General features: G+C 67.1%; 12 protein-coding genes. 10 read left to right on the top strand and 2 right to left on the bottom strand.

Features of this window, described 5'->3' with window-relative positions; genetic code table 11:
* Nucleotides 1-48: 48 nt before the first annotated feature.
* The 10 genes from CDO81_RS12775 to wecB all read left to right on the top strand — a co-directional run bounded on the left by CDO81_RS12775 (nucleotide 49) and on the right by wecB (nucleotide 10,969).
* Nucleotides 49-978 (top strand): glycosyltransferase family 2 protein, encoded by a 930-nt coding sequence (locus CDO81_RS12775; protein ID WP_088483609.1) that lies wholly within the window; start codon nucleotides 49-51, stop codon nucleotides 976-978.
* Complete coding sequence (locus CDO81_RS12780; RefSeq protein ID WP_144397227.1) at nucleotides 975-2,279, top strand: hypothetical protein; 1,305 nt, start codon at nucleotides 975-977, stop codon at nucleotides 2,277-2,279. The genes CDO81_RS12775 and CDO81_RS12780 overlap by 4 nt, the downstream gene beginning before the upstream one ends.
* On the top strand, nucleotides 2,273-3,553 hold the full coding sequence (locus CDO81_RS12785; RefSeq protein ID WP_088483611.1) for an oligosaccharide flippase family protein: 1,281 nt from the start codon (nucleotides 2,273-2,275) through the stop codon (nucleotides 3,551-3,553). The genes CDO81_RS12780 and CDO81_RS12785 overlap by 7 nt, the downstream gene beginning before the upstream one ends.
* The gene (locus CDO81_RS12790) at nucleotides 3,550-4,764 is read left to right on the top strand and encodes a glycosyltransferase (RefSeq protein ID WP_088483612.1); all 1,215 of its coding nucleotides are present in this window, start codon (nucleotides 3,550-3,552) and stop codon (nucleotides 4,762-4,764) included. The genes CDO81_RS12785 and CDO81_RS12790 overlap by 4 nt, the downstream gene beginning before the upstream one ends.
* Before the next feature lie 61 nt (nucleotides 4,765-4,825).
* Complete coding sequence (locus CDO81_RS12795; RefSeq protein WP_088483613.1) at nucleotides 4,826-5,644, top strand: 2OG-Fe(II) oxygenase; 819 nt, start codon at nucleotides 4,826-4,828, stop codon at nucleotides 5,642-5,644.
* Complete coding sequence (locus CDO81_RS12800; protein WP_088483614.1) at nucleotides 5,641-6,702, top strand: glycosyltransferase; 1,062 nt, start codon at nucleotides 5,641-5,643, stop codon at nucleotides 6,700-6,702. The genes CDO81_RS12795 and CDO81_RS12800 overlap by 4 nt, the downstream gene beginning before the upstream one ends.
* On the top strand, nucleotides 6,699-7,940 hold the full coding sequence (locus tag CDO81_RS12805; RefSeq protein WP_088483615.1) for a glycosyltransferase family 4 protein: 1,242 nt from the start codon (nucleotides 6,699-6,701) through the stop codon (nucleotides 7,938-7,940). Before CDO81_RS12800 ends, CDO81_RS12805 begins: the two co-directional genes overlap by 4 nt.
* Nucleotides 7,937-8,809 (top strand): dTDP-4-dehydrorhamnose reductase family protein, encoded by an 873-nt coding sequence (locus CDO81_RS12810; protein WP_088483616.1) that lies wholly within the window; start codon nucleotides 7,937-7,939, stop codon nucleotides 8,807-8,809. The genes CDO81_RS12805 and CDO81_RS12810 overlap by 4 nt, the downstream gene beginning before the upstream one ends.
* Before the next feature lie 20 nt (nucleotides 8,810-8,829).
* Nucleotides 8,830-9,840: a polysaccharide biosynthesis protein gene (locus tag CDO81_RS12815; protein WP_088483617.1), complete on the top strand. Its 1,011-nt coding sequence runs from the start codon at nucleotides 8,830-8,832 to the stop codon at nucleotides 9,838-9,840.
* On the top strand, nucleotides 9,833-10,969 hold the full coding sequence (gene wecB, locus CDO81_RS12820; protein WP_088483618.1) for a non-hydrolyzing UDP-N-acetylglucosamine 2-epimerase: 1,137 nt from the start codon (nucleotides 9,833-9,835) through the stop codon (nucleotides 10,967-10,969). Before CDO81_RS12815 ends, wecB begins: the two co-directional genes overlap by 8 nt.
* Nucleotides 10,970-11,055: 86 nt before the next feature.
* Here wecB and CDO81_RS12825 read toward each other — a convergent pair whose 3' ends face one another.
* Nucleotides 11,056-12,192 carry a GNVR domain-containing protein gene (locus CDO81_RS12825; RefSeq protein WP_088483619.1) on the bottom strand — a complete coding sequence of 379 codons (1,137 nt, stop codon included), beginning with the start codon at nucleotides 12,190-12,192 and terminating at the stop codon, nucleotides 11,056-11,058.
* 6 nt (nucleotides 12,193-12,198) lie between these two features.
* A complete protein-coding gene (locus CDO81_RS12830; protein WP_144397228.1) occupies nucleotides 12,199-14,208 on the bottom strand; it encodes an SLBB domain-containing protein in 2,010 nt (669 codons plus the stop codon).
* Nucleotides 14,209-14,411: the final 203 nt, after the last annotated feature.

Raw genomic sequence — 14,411 nt, forward strand, 5'->3', positions numbered from 1 at the left:
CGCGATCGCATCTCTGAGGCGTGAGGCGCCTTGCGAGCAGCCCCTTACATGCCCCAGCCCCTCGTCAGCATCGTCACGTCGGTCTTCAACCAGGCGGAGTACCTGGAAGCGACCATGCGTAGCGTGCTCGCTCAGGACTACCCCGCACTCGAATACATCGTCATCGACGACGGGTCCACGGACACTTCGTTGGAGGTGGCGCGTCGGGTGGCCGATGCGCATCCGGGTCGGGTTACCGTGCTGACGCAGGCCAATGCAGGCCAGGCGGCCAGCCTCAACCGTGGCTGGAGTTTGAGTCGCGGGGACGTCCTTGCTTACCTCAGTTCCGACGACTGTCTGGCGCCCCACGCGGTCAGCCGCATGGTTGAGGCTCTGCAGTCGCAGCCCGAGGTGGTGGTGGCCTACTGTGACTTCGAGCTCATCGATCACCGAGGCGCAGCCATCCGTACTGTGCGGACGGAGGACTTTGATCTGCGCCGGTTGCGAGTCGATCTGGTGTGCCAGCCCGGCCCCGGGGCGTTTTTCCGTCGTGCCGTCTTCGATCGCACGGGCGGCTGGCGTGCCGAACTCCGGCAGGTTCCCGATTTCGAGTTCTGGCTGCGCGCCGCCACCCATGGCACGTTCCTTCGCGTGCCGGAACCGCTTGCGCAGTACCGCATCCACGATCGCTCGGCGTCTTTCCGGGCCATGCCTGAAGCCCGGGCCGAGGAGATCTGCGGGGTCATGCGCCAGTACTGGCAAGGGCAGGTCGGTATCGAAGCGGACCTTGCCATGGCCAAGTCGCTGTGCATTGCGGCCAAGAACCATGCGCAGGCCGGCCGGCCCTGGTTGGGGGCCAAGCGCCTGCTGGAGGCATTCCGTCTGGCACCCCGATTGCTCGTGTCGGCGCAGAGTTGGCGGCCCTTTCTGTTCGGCCTTGCCTTCTGGTGCTTCGGCATCGTGTCGGTCGTTCGACGTTTTCGCAGGGCGCAGGGATGATGAGCGCCACCGCGTCATGGGATGCGGCGCCGGTGCGCCGCCGTTGGTTGTTCGGCGCTTTGCTGTGGATCTTTGCGCTCGGGCCTTACGCGGCTGGTGAGGGGTATGGTTCCTCCGTCGGCCCGCATGTGCTGTTCTTGCTGTTGCTCGCCGGCTGGGAGGCCAGCCGTGGCTTTGCACCGGGGCGATGGTGGCGCATGGTGGCGGGGGCCACCGTGTTGTTGAGCCTCCATTTCCTGGGATCGCTCTTCAGCACGCCCTGTCAGGACCTGACCGGCAAGTCCATGGGCAGCTTCGTGCTGTTCATTGCCCTGATCTGGGCGCTCGCCGTACTGGCACGGGCCGTCGAACTCGATGACCGTCGCCTGTTGCGCACGCTGGCGGCGTTGTCGGCCACGGTGACGGTGACCGTCATCCTGCATCATGGCCTGCTGCTCATCAACGGCCGCACGGCTTTTGAGCGGGCCAGCGGTATCTTCCCTGAACCAAGTCACCTGGCACTGGCACTCACGCCTGCGCTGGTGGCCCTGGGTTTCAGTGGCCGAGCGGCGGTCACGGGGTTGGCACTGGCCTTCATCGCCGTGCTGTTGCTGTTTTCAAGTTCCTCCACGCTCATCGTGCTGCTGCTGCTGGCGCTGGCCTGCGTTGCCGTTGCCATGGGGCATGCCCGGCGTGTCAAGACTTTGATGACGCGGCTTGTCTTGCCAGTTGCCGCGGTGCTGGCGCTCGTGTGGGTATCGCCCTACCGGGACGACGCCATAGCGCGCGTTGCCGGTGTGCAGGAGGCCGGCTTGCAGGCGGCAGACACCAGTTCCAACGCATCCAGCATCATCTACGTGATGGGCTGGGAGCACGCCATCGAAAACCTGGACGTGACCCGCGGCTTCGGGCTGGGTTTCAACCGCATGGGGTGCGAACCTCGTCCGGTTACCGATACCGCCGACATCATCGACCTGCTCGGCCTTGGCGATGCCAACTACAACGACGGTTCCTTCACCATTTCCAAGGTGCTGAGCGAACTCGGCTGGCTGGGCGCGGCCATGTGGGGCGTGATGCTGCTGGTGTTCGTTCACTTCCTGCGCCGACTGGCGCATGGCGTGAAACCTGAGCGTCGTGTGACGGTGGCGCTTCTGGTGGGCATGGTGGCCGTGTTGTTGTTGGGCAGCTTCATTCGCGGAACCGGCTACTTCTCCGGCCCCTTCCTCGCGGGGCTCTTCGGGCTCATGTGCCTGCAGCGGGTTCTCGCTGAAGAGGCCGCAGAGCGTCAGAAGGCTCGCGCATCGGAGGAGCCGTCATGCTGAGCCGGGCGCGCATGCTGAAGGACTCGGCCGCTAACCTGCTGGGTTTTGGCCTGCCCCTGGTGGCGGCCTTCTTCTGCATCCCGCCGCTGATCCACGGGCTTGGCACTGACCGCTTTGGCGTGCTGACCTTGCTGTGGGCGGTGGCCAGCTACCTAGGCCTGCTTGACCTGGGACTGGGCAAGGTCGTTACCCAGGAGTTATCTGCTCCAGCGCCCGGTCGTACACCCTTGCCGCGACCGGTGGTGGTGGGCAACGCGATGCTGCTGTTGGGGCTGCTGAGCCTCTTCATCATCGCCATTGCGGGACTGCTGCTGCTCGGCGCCGGCCTGCAGGCTCAGTCCACGCCCTGGAAGACCGACGCGCTGTGGGCCGGGGCGGTCATGCTGATGGGCATCCCGGCGCTGGTGCTGTCCAACGGCTACAAGGGCATCCTGGAGGCCGACGGGCATTTCTCGATGGTCAACGCCGTGCGCGTGCCGATCGGCATATGGACGTTTGCGGGCCCGCTGGCGGTCTGTTATCTCTTCGGCCCCTCGCTGGTCGCGATTTCGCTGGCGCTGGTCATGGGGCGACTCGCCAATCTCGCGGCCTACATGCTGGCGTCTGGCGAGGCCTGGTCACCACGTGCCTGGCTCGCACAAAGTGACAGGTCGGTGCTCAAGGGGCTCGCGACAACCGGCGGCTGGATGTCGATGAGCAGCCTGTTGAGCGCCTTCATGGGGTACGTCGACCGCTTTGTGCTCGCTTATGTGGCCACACCGTCCGTGGTGGCCTACTACGCCGTCTCCCAGGAGATCGTGACCAAGCTCTGGATCTTCCCGACCAGTGTGGTCACGGCGACCTTCCCCGCCATGGTGAAGGCCCATGCCGAAGGCGATGCAGCCCGGCGCGTCTTGTGGCGCTCCGCGGCGCTCGTGATGTTGCTCGTCATCCCCATCTGCACGGTGCTGGGTGTCTGGGCGCGCCCCATCCTGGCGTTGTGGGTGGGCGAGGAGTTCGCCGCCGCCTCTCACCAGGTGTTGTCCATCCTGTGCCTGGGCATGGTGTTCGGCGGCGCTGCGGCTGTGCCGTTCACGGTCTTGCATGCCATGCGCTTGCAAAAGGTCGCCGCGCAGATCCATGCCGCGGAGTTTCCGGTCTTTCTGGTGCTGATCGTGGTGCTGTCCAGCCAGTGGGGCGCCGTCGGCGCAGCCATGGCCTGGACGCTGCGTTGCGCCATCGACTTCTGTCTCATGGCCTTTTGGTGCGCACGCGCGCTCAAGGGGAAGGCATGAGCACCCCTGCGATGAATTCACCCTCCACGGGCCCTTGCCTGCTTTCCATCGTCATCCCGACGCGCAATCGTTTCGACTGCGCGAGTGCCTGCATTGCGGCGGGCCGCCTCGCTGCGCCGCACGCGCAGATCGTCATCGCCGACTCAAGCGACAGCAACGAACTGCAGGACCATGTCGCCACGTTGCCGCAGGTCACCGGGCGGCTGGACTACCGGCGCAGCCCGAAGGACGCGAATGTTGTCGAGAACTTCGAGTTCGCGCTGACCCATTGCGTGGGTGAGTATGTGATCTTCGTCGGCGACGACGATGTCGTCGGCCCTCAGATTGAAGACGTGGCGGCCTGGGCCGCGCGCGACGGCATCGACGCCGTGGTGCCTTACGGCAACCGCTTTGGTGTCGCCTACTACTGGCCGGGTGTCGATTCCAAGTACTTTGGCGATGCCTACAGCGGCAAAGTCTTTGTCTGGTCGGCGTCCGGGGACCGCCGCGAGGTCGACCCCATGTCAGAGTTGCGGCATGCGGAGCAGCATGTTGGCCGAGGCCTGGCGCTCCTGCCGCGCATCTACCACGGTCTGGTGCGGCGCTCCACGCTGACGGAGGTCAGTGCGCGTTTCGGGGCGCTCTTCGGCGGCGTGAGTCCTGATATCTACAGCGCCATCCTGATCGCCTGCGTGGCGCGGCGCGTCGTCTTCCTGGACTTCCCGTTTTTCATCCCGGGAGCTTCGCCGCGCAGTGAAGCCGGCTCGGGGGCTGCGCGCACCGATCGGGTGTCGTTTGATGACAGTCCCTACCTCAAGCGGTTCAAGAACCTGCGCTGGAACCCGCTGGTGCCGCGGTTCTTCTCGCCGTACACCGTCTGGGGTTACTCGATGGTGGAGGGCATGCGGACGGCCGGCTTGCCGGTCACGGCCTTGACCTATGCGCGCATCTATGTGCGTTGCCTGGCGTACTGCTTTGGCTACCGGCGCGAGATCATGGCGGCGGTTAGGCAATGCGGCCTGCAGTTCGGTCGCGGCACGATGCGGGCCGCCATGGCCCGCGCGGCGTTGGAAGAGGTCTCCCACACGTTGCGTCGTGTCTTGCCGCGTCTCTTGGCGCCGCGCGCTGGTGGGTGGGCGCGTCGACATGGTGAAGTCGTCGATTCGGTGGCCGCACTGCGCCTGGTGACGTCGCTGGTGGAGCCCTTCCGCGCGCCGCGCAGCGAGCGCTGAAGCGCCTGGACGAGTGCTGCGGCGACGGCTGATGCCGCGTGCGGTGCGAGAATAAAGGGTTATGAAGGAAGAACTGGTCCAACTCATCGTCGCCCGCCTGTCGGCCGATCGGGACGCCTTGAAGACGGCCTTCCAGGCCTCCAAGAACGAAGTCGGCGTGCGCTACTGCGCCGTCGATGATCTGCTGCCGCAAGAGCTCGCCGAACGCATCCACCGCGCCTTTCCGCAGCCCTCGGCCATGCGCCTGATGGAGAGCTTTCGGGAGCGCAAGTACACGTCGAAGAGCTTTGACCAGTTCGATCCGCTGATGGCGGACATCACGTTCGCGGTGCAGGACCCGCGTGTCGTGGAGGTGGTGGAGCAGATCACCGGCATCCGCGAGCAGATTCCCGACGCCAGCTTGTACGCGGGTGGCCTGAGCGCCATGGTCAAGGGCCATCACCTGGGGCCGCACATCGACAACTCGCACGAGGCCTCGCGGCGCTACTACCGCACGCTCAACCTGCTGTACTACGTGACGCCCGGCTGGTCGCTGGAGAACGGCGGCAACCTCGAGCTGTGGGACGAACGGGTGCGCAAGAACGTCACCATCGTCAGCCGCTTCAATCGCCTGGCGATCATGGAGACGACGCCCACATCCTGGCATTCCGTCAGCCCGGTGGTGGCCGATGGCACCCGCTGCTGTGTCTCCAACTACTACTTCTCGCCGCGTTCGCCCACGGGGCAGGACTACTTCAACGTGACATCGTTCAGCGCCCGCCCCGAGCAACCGCTGCTGCGCCTGCTGGCGCGTGTGGACAACGGGCTGCGCCAGGGCGTGCGCGCGCTGGTGCCGCAGGGCCTGGGCAAGAAGGACGTCTACGAAGGCCCCAAGCCGTGACGCAGCAGGCCGGGCGCCTGCTGCTGTACGCGCCCAATGTCCACACCGGCGGCGGCTTCGTGCTGTTGCAGGCCCTGCTCGCGGCCTGGCCGGGCGACCAGCCTCTGGTGGCCTGGCTGGATGACCGGGCGCGCGCGCGGCTGACGCTGCCGGGGCGGGCCGAGGTGGTCTGGGTGCAGGCCTCCGCCGGCTCGCGGCTGAAGGCGGAGTTCACGCTGGCCGCCGCGGCGCGCAAGCAGGATCGCGTGCTGTGCTTCCATGGCTTGCCGCCGCTGCGCCGCCTTGAGGCGCCGGTCTGGCTGTTCCAGCAGAACCGCAACTATCTCGGCCAGGTGCCGCTGGCCGCTTTCGGCTTCAAGACGCGCCAGCGCTTGCGCTTCGAGCAATCCATCAGCCGCTGGTTGCGGCATCGCGTGGCCCGGTATTGGGTGCAGACACCGTCGATGGCGCGCGCCGTGCAGGCCTGGTACGGACCGCAGGAGGCAGACATCCGTGTGTTGCCCTTCGCACCACCTGCACCGCCTGCGCCGCCAGCACCGCCGGCCTCGTCAGCGCCAGCACCTCGACAGTGGGATTTCATCTACGTCGCCGACGGCGAGGCGCACAAGAACCACCGGACGCTGGTGCAGGCCTGGGTTCTGCTGGCTGCGCAGGGGCTGCGGCCGAGCCTGGCGCTCACCTTGTCGGCGCGCGACGCCGGCTTGGCTGCCTGGGTGCAGAGCCAGGCCGACGAGCACGGCCTGCGCATCACCAACCTCGGGCCGCGTTCGCATGAGGACGTGCTGGCCCTGTACCGCTGCGCAGGTGCCCTGGTCTTCCCGTCCAAGGGCGAATCCTTCGGCCTGCCGCTGATCGAAGCGCGTCAGGCGGGCCTGCCCATCCTGGCGGGAGAGCTCGACTTCGTGCGCGACGTCTGCGCGCCGGCGCAGACATTCGATCCGGCCTCGGCCGTCTCCATCGCGCGCGCGGTGCGACGCTTTCTCGGTCAACCCGAGCCGCCCCTGGCGCCCGCGCTCGCCGCGGACTTCCTGCAAGCCCTGCTCGCGCCGGACGCATGAAGGTCTTGCTGCTGAGCCAGCACTTCTGGCCCGAGTCGTTCCGCATCAATGAGGTGGCGCAGTCGCTGGTCGAGCAGGGCTGCGAGGTGACCGTGCTCACCGGCAAGCCCAATTACCCGGACGGCGACATCTTCCCGGGTTACCAAGTGGCGGGTGTGCAGAGGGAGCGCCACGAGGGCTATGAGATCGTCCGTGTGCCACTGATGCCGCGCGGGCGGGGGGGCGCGCGCCGGCTGGTGCTGAACTACCTGTCCTTCCTGGCGGCGGCTTCGGTGCTGGGGCCGTGGGCCCTGCGGGGGCGGCGCTTTGATGCCATCTTCGTCTACGGCACCAGCCCCATCCTGCAGGCCATCGCGGCCATCGTGCTGAAGTGGATCAAGCGGGCCGCGCTCGTCGTGTGGGTGCAGGACCTCTGGCCGGACAGCCTCGAGATCACGGGTTTCGTGCGCAACCGTCGGTTGCTGGCTGCCGTGGCGGTGGTGGTGCGCTGGATCTACCGGCGCAGTGATCTGCTGCTGGTGCAGTCGCCGGCCTTCATGGCGCCCGTGCTGGCCATGGCCGGCCCCACGCCGGTGGCCGTGCACGAGAACCCGGCCGATCGCGCATCCGCCAGCGCCGCCTTCGCGCCGACCACGCTGCAGTTGGAGCGCACAGCTTTCAACATTGTCTTTGCGGGCAACCTGGGTACGGTGCAATCGCTGGACTGCGTGCTCGATGCCGCCGAGCGCCTCGGCGCGCCCAGTGGCGTGCGCTGGGTGCTGGTGGGCAGCGGCGCGCGAGACGGCTGGCTGGCGGATCAGGTCAAGGCGCGTGGCCTGACGCAGGTCACACTGGCCGGGCGGCTGCCGCCGGAGCAGATGCCGGCGGTGTTCGAGCAGGCGGATGCGCTGCTCGTCAGCCTGACCGGCGGGCCCGCCTTGAGCCGGACGGTTCCGAGCAAAATACAGGCCTATCTGGCGGCCGGGCGGCCCATCCTGGCCTCGATGGACGGGGAGGGCGCCCGGGTGGTGCAAGCGGCGGGTGCGGGTCTGGCGTGTGCCGCCGAAGATGCTGCGGCGTTGGCCGCCGCCGCCCAGGCGCTGCGCGACCTGCCACCCGAGGCGCGACAGCGCATGGGCGAGGCGGGGCGGCGCTATTACGCCGAGCATTACGACCCCGACCGGCTGGCCCGGGCGCTGGTAGGACATTTGACAGGCGCCGTCGCGGCGCGCAACAGGCAAGAGAAGAAGGTGCAATGACGACCAACAAGCGACGCCTGCTGGTGCTGGGCGCCAGCGGCATGCTGGGCAATGCGGTGCTGCGCGTGTTTGCAGCGGATGAGGGCTACGAGGTGTACGGCTCGGTGCGCAGCGCAGGCGTGGTGTCGCGCTTGCAGTCGCATGCGCCCGCGGCCCGCTTCGTGCCTGGCGTGGATGTGGAGAGCCTGGACAGCCTGACCCGCCTGTTCGCCCAGGTGAAGCCCGATCTGGTGGTCAACTGCATCGGCATCGTGAAGCAATTGGCCGAGGCAGACGACCCGCTGACCGCCATTCCGATCAACGCGCTGCTGCCGCACCGCCTGGCCCGCCTGGCCCAGGTGTGTGGCGCGCGGCTGATCCATGTCAGCACCGACTGCGTCTTCTCCGGCGCCAAGGGCGGCTACCTGGAATCCGACCCTGCCGATGCGCAGGATCTGTACGGCCGCAGCAAGCTGATGGGCGAGGTGGACTACGACAACGCGGTCACGCTTCGCACCTCCATCATCGGCCACGAGCTGGCCAGCGCGCATGGGCTGGTGGGCTGGTTCCTGTCACAGACGGGGCCGGTGCGGGGCTTCACGAAGGCGGTGTTCTCGGGCCTGCCCACGGTGGAGCTGGCGCGCGTGATGAAGGACGTGGTCGCGCCCCATCCCGAACTGCGCGGCACCTGGCATGTGTCGGCTGAAGCGATCGACAAGTACAGCCTGCTCAAGTTGGTGGCCGCCGAGTACGGACGCGACAACCTCATCTCGCCGGATGACAAGCTGGTCATCGACCGGTCGCTGGACTCCAGCCGCTTCCGTGCGGCCACCGGCTATGCCCCGCCTTCCTGGCCCGATCTGGTGCGCAGCATGCGCGCCTTCGGCTGAACCCCACAAGAAAGAGTGTCATGTTCAAAGACAAGGTCCTGCTGATCACCGGAGGTACCGGCAGCTTCGGCAATGCGGTGCTGAGCCGCTTCCTGCAATCGGATTTCGCCGAGATCCGCATCTTCAGCCGTGACGAGAAGAAGCAGGAGGACATGCGCATCGCGCTGAAGAGCGACAAGGTCAAGTTCTACATCGGCGACGTGCGCGACTACGACAGCGTGCACGATGCCCTGAGCGGCGTGGACTACGTCTTCCACGCGGCGGCGCTCAAGCAGGTGCCCTCGTGCGAGTTCTATCCGATGGAAGCGGTCAAGACCAACGTCATCGGTGCAGAGAACGTGATGCGGGCCGCCATCGCCCAGGGCGTCAGCCGCGTCGTCGTGCTCTCCACCGACAAGGCGGTCTATCCCATCAATGCAATGGGCATGTCCAAGGCCATGATGGAGAAGGTCATGGTGGCCAAGTCGCGGCTGTGCGACCCGAGCAAGACCGTGCTGTCGGCCACGCGCTACGGCAACGTGATGGCCTCGCGCGGCTCCGTCATCCCGCTGTTCCTGCAGCAGCTGCAGGACGGCAAGCCGCTGACCATCACCGACCCGACGATGACGCGCTTCCTGATGTCGCTGGAAGAGTCAGTCGACCTCGTGCTCTACGCCTTCGAGCATGCGCGCCCGGGCGACATCTTCGTTCAGAAGGCGCCGGCTTCGACGGTGGGCGACCTGGCCGAAGCCATGCGCCAGCTCCTGCACAAGAGCAACGAGATCAAGATCATCGGCACGCGCCATGGCGAGAAGCTGTATGAATCGCTGGTGTCGCGAGAAGAGATGGCCCGCTCCGAAGACCTCGGTGGCTACTACCGCATCCCGGCCGACTCGCGCGACTTGAACTACGCCAAGTATTTCGTCGAGGGTCAGACAGCCATCTCCGAGATCGATGACTACACCTCCCACAACACCCGTCGCCTCAACGTGGAGGAGGTCAAGCAGGTGCTGCTGCAGCTGGATCTCATCCGGGAGGCCGTGAATGCTTAAGGTCATGACGGTCGTGGGCACGCGGCCGGAGATCATCCGGCTGTCCCGCGTCATCGCGCAGCTGGACCGGCATTGCGAGCATGTGCTCGTGCACACCGGCCAGAACTACGATTACGAGCTCAACGAGGTCTTCTTCAGTGACCTCGGCATCCGCAAGCCCGACCATTTCCTGGAGGCAGCGGGCGCCTCTGCGGCAGAGACCATCGCGCAGGTGATCCAGAACGTGGACCGCGTGCTGGCCCAGACCCAGCCGGATGCACTGCTCATCCTCGGAGACACCAACAGCTGCCTCGCCGCCATCGCCGCCAAACGCCGCAAGGTGCCGATCTTTCACATGGAGGCGGGCAACCGCTGCTTCGATTTCCGGGTGCCGGAGGAGATCAACCGCCGCATCGTCGACCACACCGCCGACATCAACCTCAGCTACAGCCAGATCGCCCGCGACTATCTGCTGCGGGAAGGCTTTCCGCCCGACCAGGTGATCGTGACCGGCAGCCCGATGCGCGAGGTGATCGAACATTACCGCCCCGGCATCGAGGCCTCCGATGTGTTGGCCCGCCAGGGCCTGGAGGCCGGGCGCTACTTCGTGGTCAGTTCGCACCGCGAGGAGAACGTCGATGCTCCCGAGAACCTGCAGCGCCTGCTGCACGTGCTCAACACCCTGGCCGAGCGCTACGACGAGCCCGTCATCGTCTCGACGCACCCTCGCACCCGCAAGCGCCTGGAGGCGCTGCTGGCGCAGCAGGCGATGCATCCTCGAGTCCAGTTCATGAAGCCTTTCGGCTTCCTGGACTACGTCCGGCTGCAGTGCAGCGCGCGGGCGGTGCTGTCGGACAGCGGCACCATCACCGAGGAGTCTTCCATCCTCAACTTCCCGGCACTGAACCTGCGCGAGGTCCACGAGCGCCCGGAGGGCTTCGAGGAAGGAGCGGTGATGATGGTCGGATTCGACGTCGAGCGCGTGCTGGACGGCCTGCGCATCCTGGAGAGCCAGCCGCGCGGTGACGAGCGACTGCTGCGTCTCGTGAACGACTACGCGCCGGCCAATGTGTCCGACAAGGTGTTGCGCATCATCCTGAGCTACACCGGTTTCGTGAACCGCAAGGTCTGGCGCAAGCCCCAGGCCTGACCCGCAGCGCCTGCAGCCTCACGGGGCCTGATCGGAAGGCTCAGCAGGCCCGGCCGGCCCGGTGCCATGCGCGCCTTCACGCGCCTTCAGCGGCGACGCTGGGTGCGTAGCACCGGCACCATCACCCAGATCGCGCAAGCCATGAAGCCCAGGCCGAAGGCGGCGATCATGAAGTAGCTGCGCTTGGGCTTGGTCTTGCGTTCAGGCACTTCAGCCTGGTCCACGACCTGGAGCTGGCCGCCATCCCGGCTTTCGTCGATGCGGGCGAGCTCGTACTGGCGCGAGAGCTGTTCGAACAGCACTTCCTGGTACTTGTACTCGCGGTAGGCCGTGATGTAGCCCGCCTGGCTGCCGGTGGGCTCGTTCTGGCCGAGCTTGTCCAGTTCGCCGCGCAGCGCCGAGACCTGGGCCGCCGCTGCCATCACCTCGGCTGCGTTGTCCGACATGGCGCGCCGCAGCACCTGCAGCTTCACTTCCGCCGTGGTCAGCTGGGCCTGGAGCTTGGCAACACCTTCCGCCGAGGCCTTGGGCTCGGCCTTGAGGGCGCTGATGCTGATGCCGGTCGCGGCCAAGGCCTGCTGGGCAGCGATCAGCTTCTCCTTGACCTGCGCCAACTGCTTTTCGAAGAAGACGCGCCGCTGCTGGGCCTCCGTCAGCGCCAGGCGAGCCGTGAGGCTGCGCAGCTCCTCGATGTAGGCCGTGGCCATGTCGGCGGCGGTCTTGGGGTCGTGGTCGTCAACTTCCAGCGTGATGATGCCGTCCTTGCGACCCAGCGTGACGCGGGTGTTCTCGGCCAACTGCTTGCGCGCGTCGATCTTGAACTTGCGGTCGTACTTGTTGATCAGGTCGAAACGCTCCACCAGGCGATCGGCCACGGTTTGGCTCTGCACGAGCGCCGCGTACTGGTCGCCTGTGTTGCGCGGGCCGCCGCCGCCAGCCAGGCCGGCCAGCGCGCCGAGGGAGGCGAGCGCGCTGGCAGCGCTGCTCTGCTGTTGCTGGGGCGGCATGAAGGCCACGCGCCCCGTGAAGGTGGGCGGGATCAGGTAGCTGATGCCCAGGGCCACGACGCTCGCCAGCAGCGGACCGCCCACCATGAGCAGCCGCCGGCGCCACAGGGCGGCGAAGACGGCACCGACGGGGAACTCGTCCGCCACATGGGGGTCATGCGCCGCATCCTGCGTCGCCGCCAGATTCGACGACGCCGGGCTAGAGGTGCTGTTCATGGTCGATTACTTGAGAGATTTCAGGGCTGCAGCACCCAGGCCGAACTGGTAGAGGATCTGCGTCCATTCCTTCGCATCCTGGCGGAGCGTGACCTTGGTGAGGTCTTCGGGGACGAAGATCGTGTCGCCAGGCTGCGCGCTGACCGAAGACAGGCCCGTGGACGACGTGAACCAGCCGCTGGTGTACTGGCGCGAGCTCACGACCACGCCGTTCGCGCGCAAGACGAAGGCGCTGCTGGCATCGGCGCCGCGCGTCGGGCCGCCGGCCATGCGCAGCATGTCGTCGACGCTGGCCCCTGGGGCGAAGGCGTAGCTGCCGGTGTTGTAGACGCTGCCCCAGACGCCGACCGTGGTCGGACGGGGCGGGATGGTCAGGCGGTCACCGTCCTCCACGGCCAAGTCCGGCAGGCTGGTGGCGGTCGGGGCGATCTGCATCACCACGCGGCCCGTCAGCTTGACGGCGCGCAGGCGGTCGATCAGGCGGCTGGAGGCCTGGCCGCGGTTGCTCTGCACCGTCGGGTCGTCGGCCGTGACGGACGCCTTGGGCATGACTTGCACGCGGGCGAACTCGCCTTCCAGGTCGCGCAGCGCGCGTTCGTACTGGGCCTGCTGGGCGACGCGCACACTCTCGCGGTTGAGTTCCGAGCCGTAGATGAAAGCTGCCGGCGTCAGGCCACCGGCGGCCTTGATCACGTCGCTGAGGGTGCTGTTGGGCGGCAGGATGTACTCGCCCGGGCGCTGCACTTCACCATCCACGCGCACGCGCTTGTTCTGGCGGTATTGCGGCAGCACGGTGTCGATCAGGTTGAGGGCGCGCACGATGTCGCCGCCCTGCAGTGCGAGGTTGCCTTGCTGGGGCAGCTTCGCCTCCATGACCCGCCCGTCGTTGCGCTTGTCCATGGGTTCGACCGCCACCCGGCCGCGGTCGGCGGCGGCGCTCAGGCCGCCCCCCATCAGCATCAGGTCGTTGAGGGTCTCGCCAGGTTTCAGTTCGAAGATGGCTTGGCGGTTGACGCTGCCGATCAGCGCCACTTGCGGTCCGATCGGGCCGATGTGCACCACGTCGTCAGCCTGCAGCAGGCGGTCGCCGCTCCTGTCGCCGCGCAGCAGCAGGTCGTACAGGTCGAAGGTGCCGACCAGCTTGCCGCCGCGGCGCAGCTCCAGGTTGCGGAAGCTGCCCGATGCCGACGGGCCGCCGGCCTGGATCATCGCGTTGACGATGGTCGACAGGCTGCTGACCGTGTAGGCGCCCGGCTTCTGGGTGAAGCCGGTCACGTAGATGCGGATGCTGCGCAGCTTGCCCAGTGACGCATTGAGCCGGTAGTTGCGGAACACCTGGCTGACGCGCTGCTCGATGGCGCTGTTCAGGTCGGCGTAGCGAACGCCGGCCACGAGCACCGGGCCGACGCGCGGGATGGTGATGCGACCGCTGCGGTCGACGATCAAGCGAAGGTCCGCCTCGACCGCGCCCCAGATGTTGACGATGACTTCATCGCCCACGGTGACCACGTAATCCGACGGCACCTGGCTGGAGATCTCGCCCATGCTGGCCTGGGACTGGCGGGCGCTGGGCTGGAGCACTTCGTAGGGCTGCGGCACCACCGGCGTCATCAGCTCGGCGCCGAAGCGGCGGATCTCGACGTCGTCGCCCACGGCGCGCTGCACATAGCGCTCGAACTCGGTCTGCTGGGCGGCGCGGGCCGCAAGTTGCTCCCGCGTCAGCGGTTGGCCCGGGATGGGCTGGAGCAGCATCTGCTGCTGCAGCAGCATCTGCTGTTGCTGCTGGATGACCTTTTCACGCTCCGATGGCGTCAGCGGGGCAGGGGCGTTGGCGTCGGAGCCGGCGCTGTTGTTGTTGAGGCGGTTGGGCACCACCAGGCGCACCGGGCCGACCGGGTTGGTCTCGTTGTCGTCCGCGGCCACTGCCAGGCTTTGCAGGCACAGCCCCGCGGCCATCGCCATGGCCAGCGTCTTGAGCCATCCGACGGTGCGGTTGCGGGTGCGCGGGTGTCCCATCAAGTCTGGAATGTGCAGTCCGGGCGCGCTGAGTTTCATTGACGGGGCTCGTGTGATTGGGCGGTCACTGCGCGTCACAGGAGCGTGACAGGCAGAAGCGGCGCGGATTCTAGCCAGGGCCCTGGGGGGCTGCCGGGGAGCGTCGGGTGCCGAGAGGGCGCCAGGGTCGCTGGCTACACTCCCCGGTCTCGGGTCAAGCGCCG

The organism is Roseateles puraquae, from assembly GCF_002205845.1.
GTDB classification, from domain to species: Bacteria; Pseudomonadota; Gammaproteobacteria; order Burkholderiales; family Burkholderiaceae_C; genus Pelomonas; species Pelomonas puraquae.